This is a genomic window from Burkholderia sp. FL-7-2-10-S1-D7 (assembly GCF_001524185.1).
GTDB classification, from domain to species: domain Bacteria; phylum Pseudomonadota; class Gammaproteobacteria; order Burkholderiales; family Burkholderiaceae; genus Burkholderia; species Burkholderia diffusa.
This window is the reverse complement of the sequence record NZ_LOWY01000014.1, coordinates 57,604-83,971: the sequence shown is the minus strand read 5'-3', so window position 1 is coordinate 83,971 and position 26,368 is coordinate 57,604. Positions and strand designations below refer to the sequence as shown.

Below are 26,368 nucleotides of genomic sequence, written 5' to 3'. Positions count from 1 at the left end.
TCTTGGTGGGACGCGCGGCGGCCCGCCGCGCACCGGGTAACGGGGGGTTGCGTTGCTCAGCGCACCGGATTGCCGGGTTCGAGCGTGCGTGCCGGCTTGAGCGCGGGTGTCGGCGCGGCCTGCGGCGACGCCGGCTGCGGCTCGTGCGACACGCGGCGCTCGGCGCGCTCGACGCCGAGCCATGCGGCCAGCGCGGGCAGCAGGAACACCGCGCCGAACAGGTTCACGAGGAACATGAACGCAAGCAGCACGCCCATGTCGACCTGGAATTTCAGCGCGGAGAACGCCCAGGTGCCGACGCCGATGAACATCGTGACGGCCGTGAACAGCGCAGCGGTGCCGCGCTGGCGCATCGCGTCGGCGAATGCGTCCGGCAGCGTCGCGCCGTGGCGGATGTCGTGCTGCAGGCGTTCGTACAGGTAGATCCCGTAGTCGACGCCGACCCCGACGCCGAGCGTGATCACCGGCAGCGTCGCGACCTTCAGCCCGATGCCGAGCCGCGCCATCACCGCGTTGCACAGGATCGACACCAGCGTGAGCGGCACGATGATGCACAGCACCGCGCGCCACGAGCGGAACGTGACGGCGCACAGCAGCGCGATCGCGCCGAAGATCGACAGCAGCATCGCGACCTCCGCGTCGCCGACCGCCTCGTTGGTCGCGGCCATCACGCCGACGTTGCCGCCCGCGAGCCGGAACGCGACGTTCGGCGTCGGGTTCTCGGCCGCGAAGCGCTTGATCTCGTCGACGATGTGCGCGATGGTCGTGCCTTCGTGGTTCTGCGTATAGATCAGCACCTGGATCGCCTTGCAGTTCGCGGTGTTCATCCCGTTGTCGGGATCGAACGCATTGGCACCCTGCGTGAGCCCGTCGCTGGAGCGCGGCAGCGCGGCCCAGCGCGGGTTGCCTTCGTTGAACGCGGCGATGAACACCTTGCCCTGCGACGACACGCTCGTGACCGACTGCACGCCGGCCACACCGCGCATGTTCATCTCGAACTTCTCGATCGCGCTCATCACCGGGTAGTGCAGGCACGCGTCGTCGAAACCGGTCGTCTCGACGATCACCGACAGCACGTCGACACCGATGTTGTACTGGTGCGTGATGGCTGCGTTGTCGATGTTGTAGCGCGAGTTCGCGCGCAGCTCCGGCGCACCGGTGCCGATGTCGCCGATCTCCAGCTTGCGCGACTCGAGCGTGCCGTATGCGAGCAGCGCGAGCGCCACGGCGAACACGCCGAGCGCCGGCGCCGGCCGCGCGAACACCGCGAAGCGCGACCACTTCCCGCTGCCGCCCGCGGCGGCCGTGCGCTGAGCGCGCGCGAGCGTGCCGCGCTCGAGGCGCGTGTACGACAGCAGGATCGGTAGGAACACCTTGTTGGTGACGATCATGAGCAGCACGCCGAGGCACGCGGTGATGCCAAGCTCGCGCACGATGTCGATCTGGATCCGCATGATCACCATGAAGCCGAGCGCGTTGGTCAGCAGCGCGACCGTGCCCGGCACGAACAGCTTGCGGAACGCGTCGCGCGCGGCTTCGACCGACGACGCGCCGCGCACCAGCGCCTGCTTCCACGCATTGGTCATCTGCACCGCGTGCGACACGCCGATCGAGAAGATCAGGAACGGCACGAGGATCGACATCGGGTCGATGCCGAGGCCGAGCAGCGGCAGCGCGCCGAGCAGCCAGACGACCGGCAGCAGCGCGACGACGAGCGCGAGCACGGTGGTCTTCAGCGAGCGCGTATAGGCGAACAGCAGCGCGGCCGTCACGAGGAACGCCAGCGCGAAGAACGCCATCACGCCGGCGATCCCGGCCTCGACGTCGCCCACCAGCTTCGCGAAGCCGATGATGTTGACGTCGATGCCCTGCTTCGCGTAACGCGCACGGATTTCCTCGAGCTGGCGCGCGACCGCGCTGTAGTCGAGCCGCTTGCCGGTGGCCGGATCGGTCTCGCGCAGTTCCGCGCGGATCAGCGCCGACTTCAGGTCGTTGCCCACCAGCCGGCCGATCTGCCCGGAGCGCGCGACGTTGCGGCGCACCTTCGCGAGATCGTCCGGGTTCGCGCTCGAGAACTGGCCGGGCACGACCACGTCGCCGCGAAAGCCGGCTTCCGTCACTTCCGTGTAGTGGACGTTCGGCGTGAACAGCGAGAACACGCGCGAACGGTTCACGCCGGGGATGAAGAACACGTCGTCGGTCGCGTGGCGCAGCGCGTCCATGAACGTCTGGTTGTAGATGTCGCCGTCGCCCTTCCAGCGCAGGCTGACGAGGATCGTGTTCGCGCCGGGGAACGCGCCCGCGTAGCGCTCGAACACCTGCATGTACGGGTGCTGCATCGGGATCATCTTGTTGAAGCCCGGATCGAGCTTCAGGCGCGTCGCGGACAAGCCGAGCGCGAGCGTCACCGCGACGCACAGCAGCATCAGCAGCCGGCGCTGCCGGATGATCGTGTCGGCGCAGCGCTCGACGAACGCGGCGAGGCGCGATGCGGGAACGGCTTCGGTGTGGCGTGACAGGTCGTTCATGGATTTCTCGGGTCGGAACGGACGGGACGGACGATGCGGGCGATACGAGTCGGCGCAGCGAGACGAACGGATGCGGGCGGCGGCAAGCGCCGCCGCCGCGCATCAGGACGGCGACGCGGCGAGCGGCGCGACGCCGGCCTCGCCGCCGAGCAGCAGCGCGCCGGAGCCCATGTCGAGCACGGCCGCGAGGCTCTGCACGCCGCCGAGCTTGCGCACGTCGAAGGTCAGGCCGCCGTCGCGCGACGCGACGATCGCGCCGCCCTGGCCGACCAGCACGAGTTCGCCGTCGGCAAGCTGGGTCGCGCCGAAGTACGACACCGGCACGCGGCTGTCGACGTGCGTCCAGGTCGCGCCGCGATCGGTGCTGCGCAGCACGTTGCCGCGCATGCCGTACGCGATCCAGTCGCCGTTCGCGAGCATCAGCGCGCCGAACAGCGAGCCTGCGTAGGGCGACGGGCGTTTGTCCCAGGTGGCGCCGTTGTCGGTCGAGCGCAGCAGCGTGCCGCTCTCGCCCGCGATCAGCAGGTTGCCGTCGCTGTCGCCGACGATCGCGTTCAGGTGACGGTCGCCCGCCGGCGTCTTCAGCGGCTGCCACGTGAGCCCCGCATCGTCCGAGCGCAGCAGCTGGCCGAAACTGCCGGCCGCGAACAGCGGGCCGTTCACGCGGCCCCAGACGGACAACAGCGGATCGGAATGCGCGTGGTCGCTGTGGACCTCGCGCCAGTGCACGCCCGCGTCGTCGCTGCGCACGATCCGGCCGTCGTGGCCGACCGCGATGCCGAGCGTCGGCGTGATGAAGGTCACCTGCGTGAGCGTCGAGCCCTGATCGGGCGTGACCGACGCCGGCCGCCAGCGGCGGCCCGCATCGTCGCTCAGCAGAATCACGCCGCGCTCGCCGACCGCGACGATGCGCGTGCCGGCGCGGGCGAGCCCGTTGATCTGCAGGCGGTCCGCATGGATCGCCGTGACCGGGAACGCCGGCAGCGGTCGCGGCGAGAACGCGAACAGCGCGGCGCCGAGCACGAGCGCCGACATCGTGAGTCCTGGCAAGGTACGTTTCATCGGTTGTCTCCTGTCCTGGCAAGCGGCCCGGGCCCGCGCCGACGCGCTCGCCCTGCCGCTGCAAGTCTCCGGGCCGTCGGTCGTTGCCGCGGCCTCGCATGGTTCCGAATGGATGGCAGCCGTTCCGGGCTGCCGGTCCGGCGGCCGGTGCGACTGCGTCGAATGCCGTTACGCGCCGACCTCGAACAGCGCGGCGGCACCCATCCCGCCGCCGATGCACATCGTCACGACCGCATGCCGCACGCCGCGGCGCGCGCCTTCGAGCAGCGCGTGCATCGTCATCCGCGTGCCCGACATCCCGAACGGGTGGCCGAGCGCGATCGCGCCACCGTCGACGTTCAGCCGCTCGTCGGGAATGCCGAGCGTGTCGCGGCAATACAGCGCCTGGCACGCGAATGCCTCGTTCAGCTCCCACAGCCCGACGTCGCGCACGGTCATCCCGAAGCGCGCCAGCAGCTTCGGGATCGCGAACACCGGGCCGATGCCCATCTCGTCCGGCTCGCAGCCGGCCACGGCCAGCCCGCGAAACGTGCCGAGCGGCGCGAGCCCGCGACGCGCGGCTTCGGCTCGCGACATCACGACCACCGCCGCCGCACCGTCCGACAGCTGCGACGCGTTGCCGGCCGTCACGAACTCGCCCTGCTCGACGACCTTGCCGCCGCTCCACGACGGCTTGAGGCCCGCGAGCCGCTCGGCCGTCGTATCGGCGCGCACGCCTTCGTCGCGTGCCGCGCGCACGGCCTCGTGACCGGTCAGGTTGCCTTCCTTGTCGAACAGCGCGCGCGTCACGTCGAGCGGCGCGATTTCCGCGTCGAAGCGGCCGGCCGCCTGCGCGTCGGCGGTGCGCTGGTGGCTCTGCAGCGCGAATTCGTCCTGCGCCGCACGCGAAATCCCGTAGCGGCGCGACACGATCTCGGCGGTTTCCATCATCGCCATGTACGCGGCCGGCTGGTGGTCGAGCACGGCCTGCGAACGCGCGCGGTAGCCGTTCTTGTGCTTGTTCTGCGTGAGCGAGATCGATTCGACGCCGCCTGCGACGACGATCCGCGCGTCGCCCGCGCCGATGCTGCGCGCGGCGCTCGCGATCGACATCAGGCCCGACGAACACATGCGGTCGATCGACATGCCGGGCACCGACGCCGGCAGCCCTGCCGCCGCGGCCGACAGGCGGCCGATGTTGTAGCCCTGCGTACCCTGCTGCGCGGCGCAGCCGATCAGCACGTCGTCGACGTCGGCCGGCGCGACGCCCGCGCGTTCGAGCGCGGCGCGCACGACGTGGCCGCCCAGCGCGGGCGCCTCGGTGTCGTTGAACATGCCGCGAAACGCCTTGCCGATCGGCGTGCGTGCGACGGAAACGATGACTGCGTCTTCCATGAGCTGGCTCTCTGAATCTGGAACTAGAAGTAGTAACGGCTGATGGTGTCGGCAACGCAACCGGGCTTGCCTTCCCCTTCGATCTCGACGGTCACGCGGATCCACGCCTGCACGCCGCCGTCGATCGGCTCGACGCGCAGCAGCTCGCCGACGCCCCGCACGCGCGCGCCGACCTTCACCGGCGCCGGGAAACGGATCCTGTCGCAGCCGTAGTTGACGCCGAGCCGCGCGCCGTCGATGCGCACGATCTGCGGCAGGAAATGGTTGACGAGCGACAGCGTCAGGTAACCGTGCGCGATGCACGCGCCGAACGGGCCGTCCTTCGCCCGCACCGGGTCGACGTGCACCCACTGATGGTCGCCCGTCGCGTCGGCGAAGCCGTCGATGCGGATCTGGTCGATCGCGAGCCACGCGCTCGCGCCGAGCGTGTCGCCGACGGCCGCCGCGAGTTCGTCGGGATGCGCGAACACGCGGGGCGTCGCGCGCACGGGGTCGAGTGTCGTCGCCATCATGCGTGCTGGCTGCTGACCGACAGCACTTCGCCCGTCATGTACGACGCGTAATCGCTTGCAAGGAACACCATCACGTTCGCGACCTCCCAGACTTCGGCGGCGCGCCCGAAGGCTTCGCGCGACGCCAGTTGATTCAGCAAGTCGGCCGGGGCCGACTTCTTCAGAAAATCGTGCATCGCGATGCTCGGCGCGACCGCGTTGATGCGCACCCCGTAAGGCGACGCCTCGAGCGCCGCGCAGCGCGTGAGCGCCATCACGCCCGCCTTCGCCGCCGCGTAGTGCGCCTGTTCCGCCTGCGCACGCCAGCCGAGCACCGATGCGTTGTTGACGATCGCGCCGCGGCCGCGGGCCTGCATGTGCGGCAGCATCGCGCGCGTCATCCGGAACGTCCCGGTAAGGCTAATGTCGATCACCCGCGACCATTCGGCATCGTCCATTTCGACGATGCGTTTGGCGCCGCCGAGCCCGGCGTTGTTGATCAGTACGTCGACGCCGTCGAGCTTGTCCTGCGCATCGGCCACGAGGGCCTGCACGTCGTCCTCGACCGCGACGTTGCACAGACGGCCATAGATCTGCCGCAGCCCCGTTTCGGCGCGCAGCGTCTCCACTGCCTGTTCGAGGCGCTTCTCGTGGATGTCGGAGATGAACAGCGCGCGGCAGCCTTCCTCCGCGCAGCGGCGCGCGGCCGCGAAGCCGATACCGGCGCCGGCGGCGGCCGTGATCAGCACCGATTTGCCGGCAAGCAGCTGGTGGCCCGGCACGTAGGCCGGCGCTTTCTGGATCTGGGGTTCGGTCATGCTGTGCCTCGTGGTTCTCTGGGCATGCCGAGCCCGCGCTCGGCCATGATGTTGAGCTGGATTTCGTTGGTGCCGGCGTAGATCGTGTCCGCACGGGAGAACAGGAACACGCGCTGCAGATGGGTGAGCTTCTCGTCGGCCGGATCGATCACGTTCGCGCGGGGCCCGAGCGCGTCCATCGCGAGCTGGCCGAGGTCGCGGTGCCAGTTCGACCAGAAGTACTTGTAGATCAGCGCCTCGCGGCGCAGCGGTGCGGTGGCGCCGCCGTTCGCGTCGTCCGCGCCGGACAGCATCCGCAGCGCGTTGTAGCGCATCACGCGCAGCCCGGCCCACGCGCGGCCGATCCGCTGGCGCAGCACCGGGTCGCGATCGGCGCCCGATTCCCGCGCGGCGTCGATCACCCATTCGAGCTCGCGGACGAACTGCATCTGCTGGCCGAGCGTCGACATCCCGCGCTCGAAGCCGAGCAGCGTCATTGCGATTCGCCAGCCGTCGCCCGGCGCGCCGACCAGGTCGCGTGCTTGCGCGCGCGCACCGTCGAAGAACACTTCGTTGAATTCGGCGCCGCCGTTGAGCTGCCTGATCGGGCGGATCTCGATGCCCGGCTGGTCGAGCGGCATCAGCAGGAACGACAGCCCCTTGTTGCCCTTCGATGCGGCATCGGTGCGCGCGAGCACGAAGATCCAGTCGGAATCGTGCGCGAGCGACGTCCACACCTTCTGGCCGTACACGCGCCAGGTGCCGTCGGCGTCCTGCTCGGCGCGCGTGCGCACGTTCGCGAGATCGGAGCCCGCGCCCGGCTCCGAGTAGCCCTGGCACCAGAACTGCGTGCCGGCGAGAATGCCGGGCAGAAAGCGCGCGCACTGGTCGTCGGTGCCGCACGCGACGAGCGTCGGCCCGAGCAGCCCTTCGCCGATATGGCCCATCCGGCCGGGGCCGCCGGCGCGCGCATATTCCTCGTGGAAGATCACCTGCTCGGCGACCGTGAAGCCACGGCCGCCCGCGTCGGTCGGCCAGCCGAGGCCGGTCCAGCCACCGTGCGCCAGTTCCCGTTCCCACGCCTTGCGCAGCTCAGGAAACGCTTCCTCGTCACCCGGGCCGCCGCGAAATTTCAGGCACGCGAATTCGCCGGTCAGGTGCGACTGCACCCAGTCGGCGACTTCGTGCCGCAATTGCTGTTCGCGCGTTTCGCTGTTCATTGGAGTGCTCCGGTGCGCGCGGCGGACGCACGCGTGGCCGTCGACGCCTGTGCCGATGTCGGTGTCGCCTCGCGCCGCGACGCGTCGCCGTCGATCGCGTGGCGTGCGATCCATTCGAGCAGTTGCGGCGTGCTGCCGAACTGCGCGAGCGACGCCTGCGCGCGCTTGAAGTAGAGATGCGGGTCGTATTCCCACGTGAAGCCGACGCCGCCGTGCAACTGGATCGCTTCCTGCGCGCAGAACGCATACGCGTCGTTCGCGGCGGCTTTCGCGGCCGCGACGTCGCCGCGCAACATCGCGCCCGGCACCGCCCCGCCCGCTTCCGCATCCCATGCGTGCGCCGCGCCGAGCACGGCCGAGCGTGCGGATTCAATCAGCACCATCATCTGCGCGCAGCGGTGCTTGACGGCCTGGAACGACGCGATCGCGCGGCCGAACTGCACGCGCTGGCCCGTGTAGTCGAGCGTCAGGTCGAGGCATTGCTGTGCGCCGCCGAGCTGTTCGGCGGCCAGCGCGAGCGCCGCGAACCATCCGGCGCGCTCGAGCACCTGCGAGGCAACGGTGCCGGCGGCCAACAACGCATCGCGGTTCACACGGATTTCGTCGAGGACGATGCGCGCGATCGGCCGCGTCGCGTCGAGCGTGTCGAGCGGCGTGATGCTCAGGCCGGGCGCCGTCGCGACGTCGATCGCGAACAGGCCGATCGACTGCCCTTCGTTCGCGATCCGTGCGGGAATCAGCAGCAGATCGGCGCGCGCGCCGTCGATCACCTGTTCGATCGTGCCGGACAGTGCATAGCCGCCCGCGGCTTCTTCCGCGACGACCGGGAACTGCCCGGCACCGGCCGGAAGCTCGAACGGCAATGCCAGCGTCGCGCTGCATGCACCTTCGGCGATCTTCGCGAGCCAGCCGGTCGCGTGCGGCGAGTCGGAGCAGCTCGCCAGCGCGGTCGCAGCCAGGCACGCGGTCGAAAAATACGGCACGCACGCGACGCGCCGGCCGAGCTGTTCCATCAACAGTGTCTGTTCGACCGCGCCGAGCCCCATCCCGCCCGCCGCCTCCGGCAGCGACAGCGCGTTCCAGCCGAGCTCGCCTGCGAGCGCGGCCCACAGCGTGTCGTCGCGGCCGGCCGATTGCTCGAGCGCGCGGCGCACGTCGGCGGACGCGCTGCGTTCGGCGAGCACGTCGGCCGCCGCGTCGCGGATCATCGCCTGTTCGTCGGTGAGCGCCAGATCCATGCCTCAGCTCCCGTACACACGCTGCGCGGGACGCGCATCGGCGAGCAGCCGCGCCACCGCCGGGCCGACCTCGGCCGGCGCCCAGCGCGCGCCGCGGTCGACGCTCGGGCCGGTGCGCCAGCCTTCGGCGACCGCGATCATCCCGCCTGCGACCTCGAACACCTGGCCCGTCACGTCGGCCGACAGCGGGCTGCCGAGCCATACGACGAGCGGCGCGACGTTGGCCGGATCGAAGTAGTCGAAGCCGCCGTCCTCGGGCTTCTTCATCATGTCGGCGAACACGCCTTCGGTCATCGACGTGCGCGCGGCCGGCGCGAGCGCGTTCACGCGCACGCCGTACCGCTGCAGCTCGACCGCCTGCATCAGCGTGAGCGCCGCGATGCCGGCCTTCGCCGCGCCATAGTTCGACTGACCGATCGACCCTTGCAGCCCGGCGCCGGAACTCGTGTTGACGATGCGCGCGTCGACCGGATTGCCGGCCTTTGCAGCGTCGCGCCACACGCGCGCCAGCACGTGCGACAGGCAGAAGTGGCCGCGCAAATGCACGCGCATCACGTCATCCCAGTCGGTTTCGGTCATGCTGGTGAACATCTTGTCGCGGCAGATGCCCGCGTTGTTGACCAGCACGTGCACGTCGCCGAACGCTTCGCGCGCGGCATCGACGATCTGCTGCGCGGTGTCGATCCTGGTGATGTCGTCGGCATTCGCGAGCGCGCGGCCGCCGCGTCGTGCGATCTCGTCGCACACGGCTTGCGCGGCCTCGTGGCGGATGTCATTGACGACGACCGCCGCGCCTTCGGCCGCGAACGCGAGCGCGTATTCGCGCCCGAGCCCGCCGCCCGCGCCGGTGATGATGGCGGTGCGTCCGTTACAGATTCCCATGCTTGTGCCTCCTGGATCGAGAGATCGTGAAAGTGCCGCGCTCACAGGCGCTCGATGATCGTGACGTTCGCGAGGCCACCGCCTTCGCACATCGTCTGCAATCCGTAACGGCCGCCGGTACGTTCCAGTTCGTGCAGCAGCGTCGTCATCAGCCGTGCGCCGGTCGCGCCGAGCGGGTGACCGAGCGCGATGCCGCCGCCGTTCGGGTTGGTCTTCTCGTGCGGGAAGCGCGTGTCGGCGAGCCACGCCTGCGCGACCGACGCGAACGCCTCGTTCATTTCGACAACGTCGATCCGCGACCAGTCGAGCCCGCTCTTCTTCAACGCGGCCTTGGTCGCCGGGATCGGCGCGGTGAGCATCCACAGCGGATCGTCGCCGAGCACGCTCAGGTGGTGAATGCGTGCGCGCGGCGTGAGCCCGTAGCGCTTCAGCGCGTCCTCCGACACGATCAGCAACGCGGCGGCCGCATCGCAGGTCTGGCTCGCGACGGCGGCCGTCAGCGAGCCGCCCGGCATCAACGGTTCGAGCGTCGCCATCTTCTCCAGCGACGTGTCGGGTCGCGGCGTTTCGTCGTGCGTCACGCCTTCGAGCGGCACGATTTCCCGCTTGAAATGGCCGGCCTCGATCGCCGCCACCGCGCGGCGGTGGCTTTCCAGCGCGTAACGCTCCATCGCGTCGCGCGACAGGTTCCAGTGATCGGCGATCCGCTGTGCCGCGACGAACTGCGACACCGGCGCGTCGCCGAAGCGCGCGCGCCAGCCGGTGCTGCCCGAGAACGGGTCGTTGAAGCCGAGCGGCGCCGCGCTCGTCATCGCGGACGAGATCGGGATCTGCGTCATCGTTTGCACGCCGCCCGCGACCACCACGTCCTGCACGCCGCTCATCACGGCCTGCGCGGCAAAATGCACGGCCTGTTGCGACGAGCCGCACTGGCGGTCGACCGTCACGCCGGGCACCTGCAGCGGCAGCCCGGCCGCGAGCCAGCAGGTGCGCGCGATGTTGCCGGCGAGCGGGCCGATCGTGTCGACGCAGCCGAATACCACGTCGTCGTATTCGTCGGCCGGAATCGCGTTGCGTTCGACGAGCGTCTTCAGCACGAAGCCGCCGAGGTCCGCCGCATGCACGTGCGCGAGCCCGCCCTTGCGGCGGCCGGTCGGCGTGCGCAGCGCGTCGACGATATAGGCTTGTTTCATCAGTAGGTTTCCTCGAAGTCGAAAGTCTGCGCGGGGCCGATCAGCAATGCCTGCCCGACGATCGCGTCGGCCACGCGGGCCTTGTGGAATGCGTTGTCGCCCCAGCTGCCGGAGAGCGCCCAGATCCGCTTCATGAAGATCTGCAGGTCGAGCTCCCACGTGTAGCCGATCGCGCCGTGCACCTGCATCGTGTGGCGCGCGGCCAGTTGCGCGGCGGCGGTCGCCGCGAGCTTCGCGTGCGACACCAGCACCGCGCGCTGCGGGTGATCGTCGGCGATCGCCTGGGCCGCGCGCGCCACCACCGGCCGCGCGAACTCATAGCGAATCGCGACGTCGGCGAGCAGATGCTTGAGCGCCTGGTACGAGCCGATCGCCTTGCCGAACTGCTTGCGCTGCGCGCTGTAGTCGATCGCGACGTCGAGCACGCGCTGCGTGAGGCCGAGCAGCTGTGCCGCGACCGCGAACGCGCCGTGGTCGAGCGCGCGATCGAGCAATGGCGCGGCTTCGTCGGCGCCCGCGATGCGCGTGGCCGCCGACGGCTCCCAGTCGAGCGTGAACAGGCGCCGCGACGGATCGACGCTGTCGACCGGGCGCCACGCGCACTGCGCGGGATCCACGCGGTGCAGCTCGCCGCGGTGCTCGCACAGCAGCGCTTGCGCGACGTGCACGTCGGCCGCATACGGGTTCACCGGATGCACGAGCGCGACACGCGCGCGCCCTTCGGCGATGTCGCGCAGCAGTGCGTCGCGCCAGTCCGCGGCGGGCAGTCGCGCGAGCACGCCGGCCGACACGAGCGCCGTGTCGAGCAGCGGCTCCGGGCTGCCGAAATAACCGTAGGTCTGCGCGAGCAGCGCCCATTCCACTTCGGTCAGGCCGAGGCCGCCGTGCGCCTCGGGCACCGACACGGCGGTCAGCCCCTGCGACGCGAACAGCGACCACAGCGCGTCGGAGCGGCCCGTCGGCGTGGCCCACAGCTCGCGGATCAGCTCCGGGGTCATCTCGGTCATCAGCAGGCGCTTCACGCTGTCCGCGAGCGCTTCCTGGTCTTCATCGAATACGAAATCCATACGATGTCCGTTCAGTGAGGGTGGCGCCTGCGCGCTTACGCGCGCGGCATGCCGAGCATCCGTTCGGCGACGATGTTGCGCTGGATCTCGTTGGTGCCCGCATAGATCGGGCCGGCCTGCGCGAACAGGAAGCCGTCGAGCCAGTGACCGAGCGTCGCGTGCTGCGCGGCCGACTGCGGGACGACCTCGCCGTGCGCGCCGAGGATGTCGAGCGCGGTCTGGTGCATCCGCAGGTCGAGTTCCGACCAGAACACCTTGTTGGTGCTCGACTCCGCGCCGATATGGCCGCCCTTCAGCAGCCGGCTCGCGGTCGCGTAGGTCGACAGCGCGTACGCCTGCGCATCCATCCACGCGGACACCACGCGCTCGCGCAGCGTCGGGTCGCGATCCGCGCTGTCGCGGTGCGCGAGATACAGGTCGCGCAGCGCCTGCGCGGTGCGCTGGAAACGGGCGGGCGAACGCAGCATCAACCCGCGCTCGAAGCCGGCCGTCGCCATCGCGACCTGCCAGCCCGCGCCTTCGGCCGCGAGGCGGTTTTCGACCGGCACGCGCACGTCGTCGAAGAAGATTTCCGCGAAGCCCGTCTGCCCGTTCAGCTGGCGGATCGGCCGCACGGTGATGCCCGGCGTCGACAGCGGCACCATCAGGAACGTGAGCCCGTGGTGCCGAGACGATTCGGGATCACTGCGGAACAGCCCGAACAGCCAGTCGGCCCACACCGCGCGTGTCGACCAGATCTTCTGGCCGTTGAGCACGTATTCGTCGCCGATGCGGATCGCCGTCGTGCGGATCGCGGCCATGTCCGAGCCCGCGTTCGGCTCCGACCAGCCCTGCGCCCACACGTGCTCGCCCGCCGCCATCGCCGGCAGGAAGCGCGCCTTCTGCTCCGCCGTGCCGAAATCCATCAGCGTCGGGCCGAGCAGGAAGATGCCGTTCTGGTTCACGCGCATCGGTGCGTCGGCGCGCCAGTACTCTTCCTCGAAGATCAGCCACTCGATCAGGTCGCAACCGCGCCCGCCCAGCTCGCGCGGCCACGTGACCATGCTCCAGCGGCCCGAGTGCAGCGTGCGCTCCCATTCGCGGTGCGCGATGAAGCCTTCCTCGGTGTCGAAGCTCGGCAGCCGCTCTCGCGGCACGTGCGCGGCGAGCCAGTCGCGGATTTCCGCGCGGAACGCCTGCTGTTGCGGCGTATAGGTCAGGTTCATGCGCGTGCCTCCTCGGCTTGCGCGTCGAACCGCGCATCGCGCTTCTCGACGAACGCGGCACGCGCCTCGGTCGAGTCGTTGGTCATGTACGCCTGCAGCGTGAAGCCCTGCTCCCAGCGGTACTTGTCCTCGAGATCGCCGTCCTCGACGCCGTTCAGCGCCTCCTTCGCGAGCCGCACCATTGCCGGGCTCTTGTCCGCGATCTTGCGGGCGATCGAGCGCGCCGCGTCGCGCAGCGCATCGCGCGCGACGACCTGCTCGACCGCGCCGAGCCGGTACGCTTCGGCCGCGTCGATCATGTCGCCGGTGAAGTACATCGCGCGGACCTTCTGCACGCCGAACAGTCGTTGCAGATGCGCGCCGCCGCCCATCGCGCCACGGTCGATCTCCGGCACGCCGAAACGCGCGCAATCGGCCGCGACGACGATATCCGCCGCGCCGCAGATGCCGATCCCGCCGCCGAGCACGAAGCCGTGAACAGCCGCGATCACCGGCTTCGGGTTGCGGTGCACCGCGCGGAAGGTCTCGTAGTTGCCCGCGTTGACCGACACGATCCGTTCCGGATGCGCGGCCAGCTCCTTGATGTCGACGCCCGCGCAGAAGCCGCGGCCTTCGCCGCGCACGACGATCACGCGCACGTCGTCGTCCTCGCCGAGCGCATCGAGCGCCCGCGCGAGCGCATGCCAGCCCTGCGCATCGAGCGCGTTCACGGGCGGATGGTCGATCACCAGTTCGGCGATGCCGTCGGCGCGCTCGATCCGGAACGGCATCGCGCCGCCCGGTTGTTTGGATGTAGTCATCTCCACTGCCTCCCTGTGATGTCTTTCAAGCCGCGTGGGCCGCCGCCGCGCCGCGCAACGCGGCCAGCGCGTCGAGCCGCTCGCCAGCTTCGGCGACGATCCGCGCGATCAGCGCGTCGCACGATTCGATCGCGCCGATCATCGCGGCCGCCTGGCCGCTCGGCAGCACGCCCTCGTCGGGCCGCCCCTCGACGATCGCGCGCTGAATCAGGAACGGCGCGTTCGCGGCCATCAGCGTCTGGCTCGCCGTGTAGTCGTGCGAGCGCAGCGCCTTGATCGCGAGGCCCAGCATGTCGGTCGTGCGCAGCCCGTTCTGACGGCGCCAGGCTTCGGCCGTCTTCAGCGCGAACAGCGTGCGGCGCAGCGGGCCGAAGCGCTCGAGCTTCAGCAGATACGGGTTGTCGATCATGCGTTGCGGCAGCCCGTCGAGCGCGTCCGACACGCGGATCCGCGCCGGGTCGCCGACCGCGACGTACCGGTCGAGCGTCGCGCGCGGCACCGGCGATTCGGCGCTCATCAGGAAGCGCGTGCCCATCGCGATGCCGGCCGCGCCATACGCGAGCGCGGCGGCCAGTCCGCGCCCGTCGAAGAACCCGCCGGCCGCGACCACCGGCACGCGCACCGCGTCGAGCACCTTCGGCAGCAGCAGCGTGGTCGGCACCGAGCCCGTGTGGCCGCCGCCTTCCGCGCCCTGCACGGTGACGATGTCCGCGCCGAGCTCGACCGCCTTCGCCGCGTGCTTCGGCGCGCCGACGGTCGGCATGCAGACGATGCCGGCGTCCTTGAAGCGGCGGATCGTCTTCGCGTCCGGCCCGCGGCCGTAGCTGACCGCGCGCAGCCGGTGCTTGATCGCGAGATCGACCACCTGCACGGCGTTCTTCTGGAACATGTGGAAGTTGATGCCGAACGGCTTGTCGGTCAGCGACTTCACCTTCAGGATCTCGGCCTCGACCTGCTCCGGTTCCAGCGTCGCGCCGGCCAGGAAGCCGAAGCCGCCGGCGTTGACGGTCGCCGCGACGAGCCGTGCGTCTGCCACCCAGCCCATCGCGGTCTGCACGATCGGGTAGCGGCAGCCGAGCAGATCGCACAACGGGGTATGCAGCGTCGTGCTCATGCCGCGGCTCCGTTGACGGCGGCCGGTGCCGCATCGGTCCGTCCTTCGCCGTCCGCCTGCGCCGGCCGGCGCTGCGAGCTGGCCATCTTGCGCGCGTCGTAGCCGCCGAGGCGATCGCCGCTGACGAGCTCGTTGTGCGCATGCGCGAAGTGATGCCACGCGAAGGCCGCATCCATCGCCGCGCGCTTGCCCTGCAATTCCTCGACGTGGTTCAGCGCCTGCTTGGTCAGCGCGAGCCCGAGCCGCGGCATCGTCGCGATCTTCGCGGCGATCGCGTAGGTCGCGTCGCGCAGCCGCTCGCGCGGCACCACGCGGTTGACCATGCCCATCTGGTACGCCCGCTCGGCCGGCATCCGCTCGCCGAGGAACAGGAATTCCTTCGCGATGCGCGGGTTCAGTTCGTACGCGTGTGCGAAATACTCGACGCCCGGAATGCCCATCCGCACGACCGGATCCGCGAAGAACGCGTCCTCCGACGCGACGATCAGGTCGCATACCCACGCGAGCATCAGCCCGCCCGCGATGCACGCGCCGTGCACCATCGCGATGGTCGGCTTCGGCAGGTCGCGCCAGCGCCGGCACATCCCGAGGTACACCTCCTGTTCGCGCGCATAGAGGAATTCGCCGCCCTCCTTGTCGACGTGGTCGTACCACAGCGACGCGCGGTCGAACGACTCGTGAATGTCGCGGCCGGGCGTGCCGATGTCGTGGCCCGCCGAGAAATGCTTTCCGGCGCCCGCGAGCACGATCGCCTTCACGGCGTCGTCGTGCGACGCGCGCCGGAACGCCGCGTCGAGCGCATACGTCATCTTCGAGTTCTGCGCGTTGTGATACTCGGGACGGTTCATCGTGATCGTCGCGATGCCGTCCTCGACCGCGTAGTCGACGACACCTTCGCCGAACGTCATCTGGGTCGCTTCCATGTCGGACCTCATCCGCGGCGCGGCGCCGGATTGTTGCGCACGATCGTCGCGCGCAGGTTGTGAGGGTCGAGCGCACGCACGATGCGCAGGTCTTCCGCGCTCGGCGCGGCCGTCGTGCCGAGTTCCGGTGCGGCGACCAGCGGGAAACCGGTCGCGTCCTGCACCTCGTCGAAACTCACGCCCGGATGCAGCGAACGCACGCGGATCGCGTGATCGGGGCCGCCGAAATCCATCACGCACAGGTCGGTGACGATGCTGCGCAGGTCGACGAAGGTCTTCATGCCGGGCAGCCGGCGCGCCGGGTTGTAGCCGACCGTGCAGACCATGTCGACTTCACCTTCGACGAACGTGCGCTTGCCGTGGCCGCTGACGAAGAATGAATTCGCGTGATTCGTCGAGTTGCCGGGGAAGCCGCGCGCGCCGAGCAGCTGCGTCTTCGGACGCGCGTAGTCGTCGCCGAGCCACGAGATGTTCGCCTGGCCGAAGCGGTCGATCTGCGTCGGCATCACCAGCGCGTGGCGGCGGCCATGCCACAGGCAGTCGAATACGCGTTCGTAGGTCATCCAGCCGCTCGCCTTCACGCGATGGCCGTCGGGGCGCGGGCCGAGCGGGACCGGCTCCTCGACGAGATACGCCTCGCCGTCGGTCAGCATCAGCCCGTTGTTGTAGGCGAGCCGCGCGAGGCCGGCCGCGAGCCGCGGACCCGTGCCGATGCCGGTCGCCAGCACTTCGCCGTCGTCGCGCCAGAGTCGCGCGGACGCGACGATCATCAGTTCCGCGAGGGAATGGTCGAGAGATTCGCTCACAGGCGCTCCTTTACAGAATCGGCAACGGCAGCGTCGTCACATGCGGCAGGCCGCCGACGCCTTCGAGATACTGGCGTTCGTCCTGGCCGACCACGTCGCGCAGGTACGCCACCGTTTTCGCATCGTCTTCCGCGCTCGCGCAGTACTCGCGCAGGTGCGGCAGGTCCCAGCCGTAGGCCGGCCCGCACGACGTCGGGTGCGCGCCGCCCGGCGCATGCACGACGCCGGTGACGAGCGAGCGCTCGAACGGGTTGCGTTTCGCGGCGTCGAGGTCTTCGGTCGCGAGCGACGCGTCGACCGTTTCCGCCGACACGTAGCAGCGCTGCGCGGCGCGCGCCATCCACGCGTCGAAGAACGGATCGGGGCCATCGATGCGCGTGTTGCCCATCCGGTCGGCCGCGTTCACGTGCAGCAGCGCGACGTCGAGTTCGAGTGCCGGCATCGCGAGCAGCGTCTCGCCGTCGTCGTACGGCGATTTGACCGTGCGCAGTTGCGGCGCGTGATCGAGCAGCGCGGTGCCGAGCCCGGCGCGGGTCGGCAGGAACGGCAGGCGCGCCGCGGCCGCGCGCAGGCCGAGCTGCAGCATCCCTTCGTCGAGTTCGAGCACGTCGACACGGCCGTGTTCGCGGGTACGGCGAAAATGCGGTTCGAGCGGAATCACGTCGAGCGACACGAAGCCGAACACCACCTTGCGCACCTTGCCCGCCGCGCACAGCAGGCCAACGTCGGGGCCGCCGTAGGCGACGACCGTCAGGTCCTTCAGGTTCGAGCGCGCGATCTCGCGCACTAGCGCCATCGGCTTGCGCCGCGGCCCCCATCCGCCGATGCCGATCGTCATGCCGTCGGCGAGTTGCGCGACCACGTCGCGCGCGGACATCGTCTTGTCGAGAGGTTTCATCGTCATCGTGCTGGCTTACCGGTATCCGATGCTGAAATCGTGGCCCCACTGGCTCACCTTGGTGGCCTCGAACACCGCGTGCTTCGACCAGTCGACCGTGAGGCCGCCGAAGCCGTATTCGAGATCGAAGCCGCCGGGGGTCTTCATGTAGAACGAGATCATCTGGTCGTTGCAGTGCCGGCCGAGCGTCGCCGACATCTTCACGTCGTGCGCGGCGACCCGATCGAGTGCACGGCCGACTTCGTCCATCGAGTCGACTTCGGCCATCACGTGCACACAACCCGACGGCACGGCCATCTCGAACAGCGCGAGGCTGTGATGGCGCGCGTTCCGGCAGTGCATGAAGTGGATGCGCTTCTCGGGTTCGGCCGGGTCCGGCGTGAACTTCACGCGGTAGATGTCGGACAGCTCGAAGCCGAGCACGCCGCGCACGAATGCGTCGGTCGCGTCGAACTGCGGCGCGGGCAGCACCGCGTGGCCGAGCCCCATGTCGCCGGTGACGAAGCGCGCGACGCCGAGCGGCGACACGAAGCGGCGGAAGTCGCAGCGCGCGCCCCAGTACAGCTCGTGGCGGTTGCCGGACGGGTCGGTGCACCACGCCATGGCCTGCACTCGGCGCAGCGTGGCTTCGTCGCGCGTGGCGCGCACGGCTTCGACGCCCGCGCGCTGCAACGCAGCAAGCGCGGCGTCGAACGCGGCGCCGTCGGGCAGCTCCCAGCCCGACGCGAAATAGCGGTCGGTTGTGCCGGGGACGATCACGTAGCGGAAATCGCGCTCGTCCATCTTCAGGTACAGCGCGCCGTCGGGCGCGTCGAGCGCCTGCATGCCCAGCACGTCTTCCGCGTAGCGGCGCCACGCATCGACGCGGGTCGCCTCGACCACGACGTAGCCGAGCGCACGGACATCGATCATGTCGGCCTCCTCCAGGTTCAGATTCCGTTGTTCGTGAAAGGATTCTGGCCGGTCGGGGATGGCGTCACATCGTCTGTTGGGACGAGAGCCTGCGGGGAGAGAAAGCGTGGCGCGGCGGGTGCGCGCAGCGAAACGATGCCGCGTTGCTGCGGCGCCGCAAACGACATCGCAGTGATGACGCTCGCTTCATCGGGTGATGCAACGGGTGCCCAGCTCGCCAATCCGGGCATTTACAACGGCGGGACACCGATCACGTTCGGCGGGCAGGCGGTCGCGCTGAATGGCGCATGGCACGGCACGCCGCAACAGACGCTTGCCGTCGCGAAACAGCAGGTGGCCGTGCGGGTCGCACCGGTGAGCGCCGCGCTGATTCGCATCCAGTAGGACATCCGGCTCAGAAACGGTACGAGATCCCGATCTGCAGGACCGGATACCACCGATACCGCGACGTCATCCGGTTCAGTTCGTCGAGGCCGCTGGAGGTCAGAACCTGGCTCTTCTGCGGTCCGGCCGCGGCGGCGAGTTCCGGCGACAGCGTGTACGAGCCGCGCGGGATCCCGTATGCGACACCCAGATCGGCGACGAAGCCGAGCCCTTTCGACGCCGGGCGATGTCCGTAGCCGATCCCGACGTACGGCATCACGGTCGGGTAGCGCGCCTCCGCGACCGCGTACATCCCCGGCAGCGCCGGGTATCGCTTTCCGGCGAAGACGTAGGTGCCGTTGGTAGGCACCGATACGCCGCGGATTTCGTCGTCGTTGAAGCGCAATCCGATCGTCGCGCGAAAGCCGCTGCCGCGCCATGGAAAGATGTCCGCATACAGGCCGCCTTGCCGCAGCTTGATGTCATCCTGATAGCGATTGCCGGCCACGGTGAAGTCATGCGTCAGATTGATCGCATTGAAATCCGCGTGTGCGCCCAGCACTGAGTTGAAGCTCACGGCCGCGCCGATGCCGACGCCTTGCGTGCCGCCCTGCAGGTAGATTTCCTGCGCGTGCGCGCCGGCCGCGAACAGCATCGCCAGCGCTGCCCATTGATTCATTGTCATTTTCACGGGCGTCTCCCCGGCATGTGCCGCGCGCGCCGACCCGCCGCGTGCAGCGCATGCCGCCACGCGCAGCGGGCCCCCCGGCACGACATCTCGCAAGCAAGCTTGCTGTTTGACGGATCACGCGTGCGGTGTCCGTTCGTGTCGCCGATACGACGCATTGCGCGTCCGACACGACCGGCCACCATCCCGCGGCGCGATCCGATCCCCGATATTTCGATGTCATTGCGTGCCGCTCCCGCGATTCGTCGTTGCCATTGGTCGCGGTTGTGTCGAGCGGCCCAGGCCTAAGCGCAAGGCGTGTGCCATGCGGCGCAGACCGGCGCGGGACAAGCGTCGCGGCCTGACGTCCGGGGTTGCGCGGGAGGAAATCGACGGAAATGTTTCAGGAGCGCATCTGTTTTCGGCGCGTCAGCGCCGTGCCCGATGCCGGGAAGCAGCGAATCGGGCGTCGCGACGCACGCCGGGAAAGCGTGCGCGGCCGTCGGCGCACGCGAAGTCGCAACGGCCGGCAAGCGCGTGTGACGCCACGCACGGAAGAAAATGTTTCATCAACGTGACCTCGCGCGAACCGCACGTGGTCTGAGATGCGAGATCGTGCGATGCGGGTCAGGGTGAATACCGAGGACGATGCGTGCGCAACCAGTCGCTGGTGCGATGGCCGTACATACACATCGATGCATGCAATGTGGGCCGACGATCTCGTTCGCCGGCGGTGTGCAGATCCGGCGCCGAGAGCAACTGGCGCGTTCGACTGCCGAGCCGCTCGTCCGAGCGGGCCCGGTGCATCCGCTACAACCCGTACCCGCCGGAGACGTTCAGCTGCTGCCCCGTGATGTAGTTCGCGCGGTCCGACGCGAGAAACACCGCCGCGCGCCCGATATCGCGCGCCTTGCCCCAGCGCTTGAGCGCGAGCATTTTCTGCGTCTCGTCGATCCACGCCTGCTCGAACTGCCCTTGTTCGAGCAGCACCGGAAACATCCCGGCCTCGATCACGCCGACCAGGATCGAATTCGCGCGGATCTCGTGACGGCCCTCCTCGCGCGCGAGCCCTCTCACGAGCGCCTCGTTCGCCGCCTTCGGCGCGACCGACAATCCATCTCGATCCGGCCAGCGCAGATGCCCGGCCGAGCCGAGCGTCACGAACGACCCGCCGCCCGACGCGCGGAAATGCGGCAACACGGCCTTCGCCGCGTTGAAGAAGCCGACGGTCTCGACCTCGATCGCGCGCCGCCAGTCGTCGTGCGTCATGTCGCCGATTCGGCGCTGGTTCACGAACGGGCCGGCCGCCCACACGATCGTGTGCACGCGGCCGTGCGCGTCGATCGCTGCCGCGAGCGCCGCATCGATCCGCGCGGGATCGGTCACGTCCACGCAATGCGTGGTGGCCGCGACACCCGTGCCGCGCAGGTCGTGCGCGACACGCTCGGCCACGTCGGCCTTGCTGCGATAGCCGAGCGCGACCGGCACGCCGGCGCGCGCGAATTCGAGCGCGACGCCCTGCCCGATCCCGCCGCTGCCGCCGAACATGAGCACCGCGCCCTGTGGAAATCCGGTGTCGTTCATGCGTTCATCCTGTTGGTGACGTATCGCGCGCCGGCGGTCAGGCCGCCGCTTCGGTGCCCGCGCGCAGCCGGTACTTCAGCACCTTGCCGGCCGCGCTCGTCGGCAGTTGCTCGACGAACGTGAAGTGCCGCGGCACCTTGTAGTTCGCCATGTTGCTGCGCGCCCAGTCGTTCAGCGCGGCGGCGTCGGTGTGCGCGCCGGGACGCAGCACGACGTACGCATGCCCGACTTCGCCGAGCCGCGTATCGGGCACGCCGACCAGCGCAACCTGCGCGATCGCCGGGTGCGCCGCCAGCAGCCGCTCGATCTCGGCCGGATAGCAATTGAAGCCGCCGACGATGAACATGTCCTTGATCCGGTCGGTGATCTTCAGGTTGCCGTTCGCGTCGACGCAGCCGAGGTCGCCGGTATGCAGCCAGCCGTCCGCGTCGACGGTTTCGCGCGTCGCGTCCGGCTGGTTGAAGTAGCCGCGCATCACGTTGTAGCCGCGCACCCAGATCTCGCCGGTCTCGTCTGGCCCGAGCGCCGCGCCGTCCTGCCCCGCGATACGCAACTCGACGCCCGGCATCGGCCGGCCCGACGTGCAGGCGATCGTCTGCGCGTCGTCGCCATGACGGCACAGCGTCGCGAACCCGCACGATTCGGTCAGCCCGTAGCCGGTCAGCACGGTCTCGAAGCCGAGCTCCGCGCGCATCCGCTCGATCAGGCTCGGCGCGATCGCGGCCGCGCCCGTCACCGCGATCCGCAGCGACGACAGGTCGCGCGTCGCGCGATCGGGCGCATCGAGCAGCGCGTAGTACAGCGTCGGCGGGCCGGGCAGCACCGACACGCGTTCGTCGGCGATGCGCCGCAAGACGTCGGCGGGCTGGAACACGAGATGCGGCAGCACGGTCGCACCGCTCGACAGCGCGGCGAGCCAGCCCGCCTTGTAACCGAACGTATGGAAAAACGGATTGACGATCAGGTAGCGGTCGTCCTGGCGCACGCCGGCGATCGTGGCCCATGCCTGTGCGGCCCGCAGGTTCTGTCCGTGCGCCGTCATCACGCCCTTCGGGCGGCCCGTCGTGCCGGACGTGAACATCAGGTCCATCACGGTATCCGGTGTCACCTGCGCCTCCCGCTCGCGCACGGCGGCGAGCGGTACCGCCGCGCCGCGCGCGAGGAACGCGTTCCAGGTTTCGTCGCGCGAGCCGGACGGCGGCTCGCCGTCGAACACGACGACGCGTTCGAGCGTCGCGGGCCGGTGCGGCGCGAGCATCGCCGGGTAGGATTCGCCGAGGAAGGTGCCGCAGCAGAACAGCAGCCGCGCGCCGCCGTCGTGCAGGATGCCGCCGACCTCCATGCCCTTCATCCGCGTGTTGACCGGCACGAGAATCGCGCCGACGGTGTGGATCGCCAGTGCCGCGACGATCCATTGCGGCAGGTTCGGCGCCCATACGGCGATCCGGTCGCCGGCGTCGATGCCGCTCGCGAGCAGCGCGCGCGCCGCTTCGAGACGCGCCGCATCGAGTTCCGCGTAGGTCAGCCGGCCGTGTTCCGACTCGATCGCCGGATGCGCGCCGTGGCGCGCGGCAGCCCGCGCGATCAGCGCGGGCGTGGTGAGGATTTCGTTGTCCATCGTCATAGGCATCGCAACAGGGTTGCCGCGCGCGCCGCCGGCGCGCCACGGCTCAATCGGGGAACACCACGCGCAGCGCGTCGCTCGCGGGCCGCGCGCGGCAGGCGAGCGTCCAGCCGGCCGCGATCTCGTCGTCGTCGAGCACGTGGTTGCCGTCAAGTGCCACCTCCCCGCGTTCGACCCGGCACATGCATGCGCCGCACTGCCCCATCCGGCAGGAATTCGGCGCGGGCAGCCCGGCGCGCAGCATCGCGTCGAGCAGTGTTTCGCCGGGCGCGCTGTCGAACGCGAACGCCTCGCCGTCGAGCACCGTCTCGATCGCCGCGCCATCGCCGGAGTCGGCCGCGGAAGTCGTTGCGGACGATGCCGCCGGATCGGCCTGCGCCGGCGCATCGGGCAGCGACGCGAAGCGCTCGACATGCACGCGCGCGCGCGGCAGCCCGAGGCCGAGCATCGCGGAGAGCGCATTCTCCATGAACATCGCCGGCCCGCAGATGAACGTCTCCTGCTGGCTGAACGGCCGCGCGAGTTCCTCGAGATGCCGCTGCTGCGGCACGCCCTGCACGCTGTCGAGCCAGTGGATCACGCGCAGGCGGCCCGGATGGCGGTGCGCGAGCTGCTGCAGTTCGTCGCGGAAGATCACCGAGCGCTCGTCGCGGTTCGCATAGATCAGCGTCAGCATCCCGCGGCCGTGCACGAGCGCCGATTTCAGGATCGACAGCACCGGCGTGATGCCGCTGCCGCCCGCGAACAGCAGCAGGTCGCCGTCGAGCGTGCGCGGCGTGAAGACGCCGGCCGGCGGCAGCACGTCGAGCGCATCACCCGCGCGGATGCGGTCGCACAGCCAGTTCGACGCGCGACCGTCGCGCACCCGCTTGACGGTGATTTTCGGTGCCGCATCGATGCCCGGCGCGCTCGACAGCGAATAGCAGCGTGTGACGGTCGCGTCGACACATGGCACGTGCAGCGTCAGGAACTGGCCGGGCCGGTACGCGAACGCATCGCGCAACGCGGCGGGCACGTCGAACACGAACGAGCATGCGTCGTCGCTTTCGGCAATGACGTCGGCAACGGTCAGCCGGTGAAAACGGGAATCGCTCATCGCCGGCTCCTCATGCCGCACCGGCCGCATGCCGGCCGGTTTCGCGCGAGCGGCCCCGTGCCGGGTCCGACGCGAGCGCCGGTGCGATGCCTGCGAACGCGTTCGGCGCCTGCGTTGCCGCAGCTCCGATCGACAGCACACGCGCTCGCATGATCGTTGTGTCCGCACCGTTCGCGATATTGCGGTTCAGTCTGCGTGTCATGAGTCGTCTCTTTCCGATGCGGTCAAGCGTGCGGCCGTCACGCGGCCGCGCGGTTCGCGGGCGCGCCGGGCGTCGTATACGCGCCGTCGAGATAGACGAGCGGATCGACGTCGCCGCTCATCAGCACCTCGCGGATTCGCCCGATGAACACCGTATGCGTGCCGTATTCGAAACGGCCGTCTTGCTCGCACACGAGGCTCGCCTGCGAATCGTGCAGATACGGGACGCCGAGCGGCGACGTGCGCCACTCGCCCGTCGTGAAGCGCGCTTCGCCCTTCAGGCGGCCGCTGCAGTCGATCGCGATGCCTTCGTGGCGTGCCGACAGCACGTTCACGCAGAACGGCGCGCCCGCGTCGAGCGGCGGATACAGCGACGCATTGCGATTGATGCAGATCAGCAGCGACGGCGGATCGGTCGACAGCGAATCGACCGCCGTCGCGGACATCGAGTAGCGCCGGCCGTCGTGCGCGCTGCTGATGACCGTGACGGAGCGCGCGAGGCGGCGCATCGCCAGCAGCATGTCGGTGCGCAGCGGATGGGTAGTGAGATCGCTCATCATTGGACTCCGTCAAGTTCAGTCGTGGACGGTCGGTCTGACCGTCCGCCGGCGTCGGCCGCCTGCGCGGCCAGGTGGTCGACGGCGATGAACCCGAAGGTCATCGCCGGACCGAGCGTCGAGCCCGCGCCGGGGTAGCTCGCGCCCATCACCGATGCACTGGTGTTGCCGATCGCGTACAGGCCGTCGACCGGCGCGCCGTCGGCGCGCAGCACGCGCGCGTGCTCGTCGGTGACGAGCCCGCCCTTCGTGCCGATGTCGCCCGCGTCGATCCGCACCGCATAGAACGGCGCCTCGTCGACCGGCCCGAGACACGGATTCGGCTGGTTTCTCGGATCGCCGTAGTACGTGTCGAACAGGTTGTCGCCCTTGCCGAACGCGTCGTCGATCCCGGTTGCCGCGTAACGCGCCATGTCGCGCAGCGTGTCCTTCAGCCCGGCCGCGTCGACGCCGATCCGCCCGGCGAGCGCATCGATCGTGTCGGCCTTCACGAGCACGTCGCGAAACGCGTCCGGAATGCGCGAATCGGGCATCATCGGGGCCGGCATGATCGGACCGCACGGATACTTGCGGCGAAAGCGCGCGTCGAACACCATCCACGCCGGCACGCATGCGCCGGTGCGCGCATGGTCGCGATACATCGCCGGCACGAATTCGGAATACGGCGCGGCCTCGTTGACGAAGCGCTTGCCGAGGCCGTTGACGATCACGCAGCCCGGCAGGTTGCGTTCGACGAACAGCGCGCGCTGCTTCTCCTCGCCCGCGACGCCGACCGTCGGCGCGCCCCAGACGTGTTCCATCAGCGCGAGCGCGCCGCCGAGCCGGTGGCCTTCGGCGATCGCGTCGCCGGTGTTGGCCGGCGGCGTCGCGCTCCATTGCATCTGCGTCGGTTGCGGCAGGTAGCGTTCGCGCATCGGCTGGTTGCGCTCGAAACCGCCCGCGCCGAGGATCACGCCGCGCCGCGCGACGATCGTCACCGGCTGGCCGAAGCGCTGCACGCGCACGCCCGTCACGCGGCCGTCGACGTCGATCAGGTCGCGCATCGGCGTGTCGAGCCACACGGGCACGTTGCGGTCGAGCAGCGCGCGGCGCAGCCCGCCGATCAATGCATTGCCGAGTGTCAGGCGCCGGTCGCGCCGCGTGCGGCGGCGCACGCCGAAATCGAGCCAGTACCGACCGAATTGCGTGATCGCGAGCTTCATGAAGCCCGGCCCGCGCGAGAACAGCGTGTGCGCCTCCTTCGACGTCACGGCGACACGGCCGCCGATCAGCGTGCCGGGCGAAGGCGGACGCAGCCGGTCGAGTTCGTCGCCGAGCAGCGCGCCGTCGAACGGCAGCGGATCGAGCGCGCGATAGCCCGGCATCGCGCCCGGCAGCTTCTGGAAATAGTCCGCGTACTTCGGCAGCGCCTGGTAGCGAACGGGCGTCTTCGTTTCGAGGTAACGCAACATCTCGGGCGCCCGGTCGAGATACGCGTCGAGCCGCTCGCGCGACGACGCGCCGGCCGTGCACGCATCGAGATAGCGGCGCGCGGCCTCGCGCGTATCGGTCGCGCCGAGTTCCGCGATGTGGTGGTTGCACGGGATCCAGATGCCGCCGCCGGAGATCGCCGACGTGCCGCCGTACAGCGCCGTCTTCTCGATCACGACGGCGGACAGCCCGCGGTCGGCCGCGCGGCATGCCGCGAGCAGCGCGCCCGCGCCGGAGCCGACGACCACGACGTCGAACACGTATTGCTGCGCTTGCGTGTCGTTCATCGCGACCTC

25 protein-coding genes are annotated in these 26,368 nt (G+C 69.8%); 1 reads left to right on the top strand and 24 read right to left on the bottom strand.

The features are described from left to right. Positions 1 to 56: 56 nt before the first annotated feature. The 17 genes from WS75_RS04920 to WS75_RS04840 all read right to left on the bottom strand — a co-directional run bounded on the left by WS75_RS04920 (position 57) and on the right by WS75_RS04840 (position 18,510). A complete protein-coding gene (locus WS75_RS04920; RefSeq protein WP_059679419.1) occupies positions 57 to 2,528 on the bottom strand; it encodes an efflux RND transporter permease subunit in 2,472 nt (823 codons plus the stop codon). 102 nt (positions 2,529 to 2,630) lie between these two features. Then, positions 2,631 to 3,590: a WD40/YVTN/BNR-like repeat-containing protein gene (locus WS75_RS04915; protein WP_059679418.1), complete on the bottom strand. Its 960-nt coding sequence runs from the start codon at positions 3,588 to 3,590 to the stop codon at positions 2,631 to 2,633. Positions 3,591 to 3,758: 168 nt separating this feature from the next. Continuing rightward, positions 3,759 to 4,964 carry an acetyl-CoA C-acyltransferase gene (locus WS75_RS04910; protein WP_059679417.1) on the bottom strand — a complete coding sequence of 402 codons (1,206 nt, stop codon included), beginning with the start codon at positions 4,962 to 4,964 and terminating at the stop codon, positions 3,759 to 3,761. A gap of 23 nt (positions 4,965 to 4,987) precedes the next feature. Further along, on the bottom strand, positions 4,988 to 5,473 hold the full coding sequence (locus WS75_RS04905; RefSeq protein ID WP_059679416.1) for a MaoC family dehydratase: 486 nt from the start codon (positions 5,471 to 5,473) through the stop codon (positions 4,988 to 4,990). Beyond that, on the bottom strand, positions 5,473 to 6,273 hold the full coding sequence (locus WS75_RS04900; RefSeq protein WP_059679415.1) for an SDR family oxidoreductase: 801 nt from the start codon (positions 6,271 to 6,273) through the stop codon (positions 5,473 to 5,475). Before WS75_RS04900 ends, WS75_RS04905 begins: the two co-directional genes overlap by 1 nt. Continuing rightward, a complete protein-coding gene (locus WS75_RS04895; RefSeq protein WP_059679414.1) occupies positions 6,270 to 7,472 on the bottom strand; it encodes an acyl-CoA dehydrogenase family protein in 1,203 nt (400 codons plus the stop codon). The genes WS75_RS04900 and WS75_RS04895 overlap by 4 nt, the downstream gene beginning before the upstream one ends. Further along, the gene (locus WS75_RS04890) at positions 7,469 to 8,710 is read right to left on the bottom strand and encodes an acyl-CoA dehydrogenase family protein (RefSeq protein WP_059679413.1); all 1,242 of its coding nucleotides are present in this window, start codon (positions 8,708 to 8,710) and stop codon (positions 7,469 to 7,471) included. Before WS75_RS04890 ends, WS75_RS04895 begins: the two co-directional genes overlap by 4 nt. A 3-nt stretch (positions 8,711 to 8,713) precedes the next feature. Then, complete coding sequence (locus WS75_RS04885; protein ID WP_059679412.1) at positions 8,714 to 9,592, bottom strand: SDR family oxidoreductase; 879 nt, start codon at positions 9,590 to 9,592, stop codon at positions 8,714 to 8,716. A gap of 41 nt (positions 9,593 to 9,633) precedes the next feature. Beyond that, the gene (locus WS75_RS04880; RefSeq protein ID WP_059679411.1) at positions 9,634 to 10,785 is read right to left on the bottom strand and encodes an acetyl-CoA C-acetyltransferase; all 1,152 of its coding nucleotides are present in this window, start codon (positions 10,783 to 10,785) and stop codon (positions 9,634 to 9,636) included. Beyond that, on the bottom strand, positions 10,785 to 11,852 hold the full coding sequence (locus WS75_RS04875; RefSeq protein ID WP_059679410.1) for an acyl-CoA dehydrogenase family protein: 1,068 nt from the start codon (positions 11,850 to 11,852) through the stop codon (positions 10,785 to 10,787). Before WS75_RS04875 ends, WS75_RS04880 begins: the two co-directional genes overlap by 1 nt. 35 nt (positions 11,853 to 11,887) lie before the next feature. Next, complete coding sequence (locus WS75_RS04870; RefSeq protein ID WP_059679409.1) at positions 11,888 to 13,057, bottom strand: acyl-CoA dehydrogenase family protein; 1,170 nt, start codon at positions 13,055 to 13,057, stop codon at positions 11,888 to 11,890. Beyond that, on the bottom strand, positions 13,054 to 13,857 hold the full coding sequence (locus tag WS75_RS04865) for an enoyl-CoA hydratase family protein (RefSeq protein WP_059679408.1): 804 nt from the start codon (positions 13,855 to 13,857) through the stop codon (positions 13,054 to 13,056). The genes WS75_RS04870 and WS75_RS04865 overlap by 4 nt, the downstream gene beginning before the upstream one ends. A gap of 25 nt (positions 13,858 to 13,882) precedes the next feature. Further along, entirely contained in the window at positions 13,883 to 14,971 is a 1,089-nt protein-coding gene (locus tag WS75_RS04860; protein ID WP_059679407.1) for an NAD(P)H-dependent flavin oxidoreductase, read from the bottom strand. Continuing rightward, positions 14,968 to 15,894 (bottom strand): enoyl-CoA hydratase, encoded by a 927-nt coding sequence (locus WS75_RS04855; protein ID WP_059679406.1) that lies wholly within the window; start codon positions 15,892 to 15,894, stop codon positions 14,968 to 14,970. The genes WS75_RS04860 and WS75_RS04855 overlap by 4 nt, the downstream gene beginning before the upstream one ends. A gap of 8 nt (positions 15,895 to 15,902) precedes the next feature. Further along, positions 15,903 to 16,700: a CoA-transferase subunit beta gene (locus WS75_RS04850; RefSeq protein ID WP_059600542.1), complete on the bottom strand. Its 798-nt coding sequence runs from the start codon at positions 16,698 to 16,700 to the stop codon at positions 15,903 to 15,905. A gap of 10 nt (positions 16,701 to 16,710) precedes the next feature. Continuing rightward, entirely contained in the window at positions 16,711 to 17,604 is an 894-nt protein-coding gene (locus WS75_RS04845; protein WP_059679405.1) for a CoA transferase subunit A, read from the bottom strand. Positions 17,605 to 17,613: 9 nt separating this feature from the next. Beyond that, entirely contained in the window at positions 17,614 to 18,510 is an 897-nt protein-coding gene (locus tag WS75_RS04840) for a VOC family protein (protein ID WP_059679404.1), read from the bottom strand. A gap of 174 nt (positions 18,511 to 18,684) precedes the next feature. Between WS75_RS04840 and WS75_RS04835 the strand changes: the two genes are divergently transcribed. Beyond that, positions 18,685 to 18,894, top strand: a complete 210-nt coding sequence (locus WS75_RS04835; protein WP_156429711.1) for a hypothetical protein — start codon at positions 18,685 to 18,687, stop codon at positions 18,892 to 18,894. A 10-nt stretch (positions 18,895 to 18,904) separates the two neighbouring features. Here WS75_RS04835 and WS75_RS04830 read toward each other — a convergent pair whose 3' ends face one another. The 7 genes from WS75_RS04830 to WS75_RS04800 form a co-directional block, all read right to left on the bottom strand. Next, entirely contained in the window at positions 18,905 to 19,558 is a 654-nt protein-coding gene (locus tag WS75_RS04830) for a hypothetical protein (RefSeq protein WP_082729512.1), read from the bottom strand. Positions 19,559 to 20,350: 792 nt separating this feature from the next. Continuing rightward, positions 20,351 to 21,124 carry an SDR family NAD(P)-dependent oxidoreductase gene (locus WS75_RS04825; RefSeq protein WP_059679402.1) on the bottom strand — a complete coding sequence of 258 codons (774 nt, stop codon included), beginning with the start codon at positions 21,122 to 21,124 and terminating at the stop codon, positions 20,351 to 20,353. 37 nt (positions 21,125 to 21,161) lie between these two features. Beyond that, positions 21,162 to 22,748 carry a FadD3 family acyl-CoA ligase gene (locus WS75_RS04820; RefSeq protein WP_059679401.1) on the bottom strand — a complete coding sequence of 529 codons (1,587 nt, stop codon included), beginning with the start codon at positions 22,746 to 22,748 and terminating at the stop codon, positions 21,162 to 21,164. A gap of 46 nt (positions 22,749 to 22,794) precedes the next feature. Continuing rightward, on the bottom strand, positions 22,795 to 23,844 hold the full coding sequence (locus WS75_RS04815) for a ferredoxin--NADP reductase (protein ID WP_059679718.1): 1,050 nt from the start codon (positions 23,842 to 23,844) through the stop codon (positions 22,795 to 22,797). A 10-nt stretch (positions 23,845 to 23,854) separates the two neighbouring features. Further along, a complete protein-coding gene (locus tag WS75_RS04810) occupies positions 23,855 to 24,046 on the bottom strand; it encodes a hypothetical protein (protein ID WP_059679400.1) in 192 nt (63 codons plus the stop codon). Between the two features lie 37 nt (positions 24,047 to 24,083). After that, positions 24,084 to 24,602 (bottom strand): flavin reductase family protein, encoded by a 519-nt coding sequence (locus WS75_RS04805; RefSeq protein WP_059451250.1) that lies wholly within the window; start codon positions 24,600 to 24,602, stop codon positions 24,084 to 24,086. Beyond that, positions 24,602 to 26,359: an FAD-binding protein gene (locus WS75_RS04800; RefSeq protein ID WP_059679399.1), complete on the bottom strand. Its 1,758-nt coding sequence runs from the start codon at positions 26,357 to 26,359 to the stop codon at positions 24,602 to 24,604. Before WS75_RS04800 ends, WS75_RS04805 begins: the two co-directional genes overlap by 1 nt. Between the last annotated feature and the right edge of the window lie 9 nt (positions 26,360 to 26,368).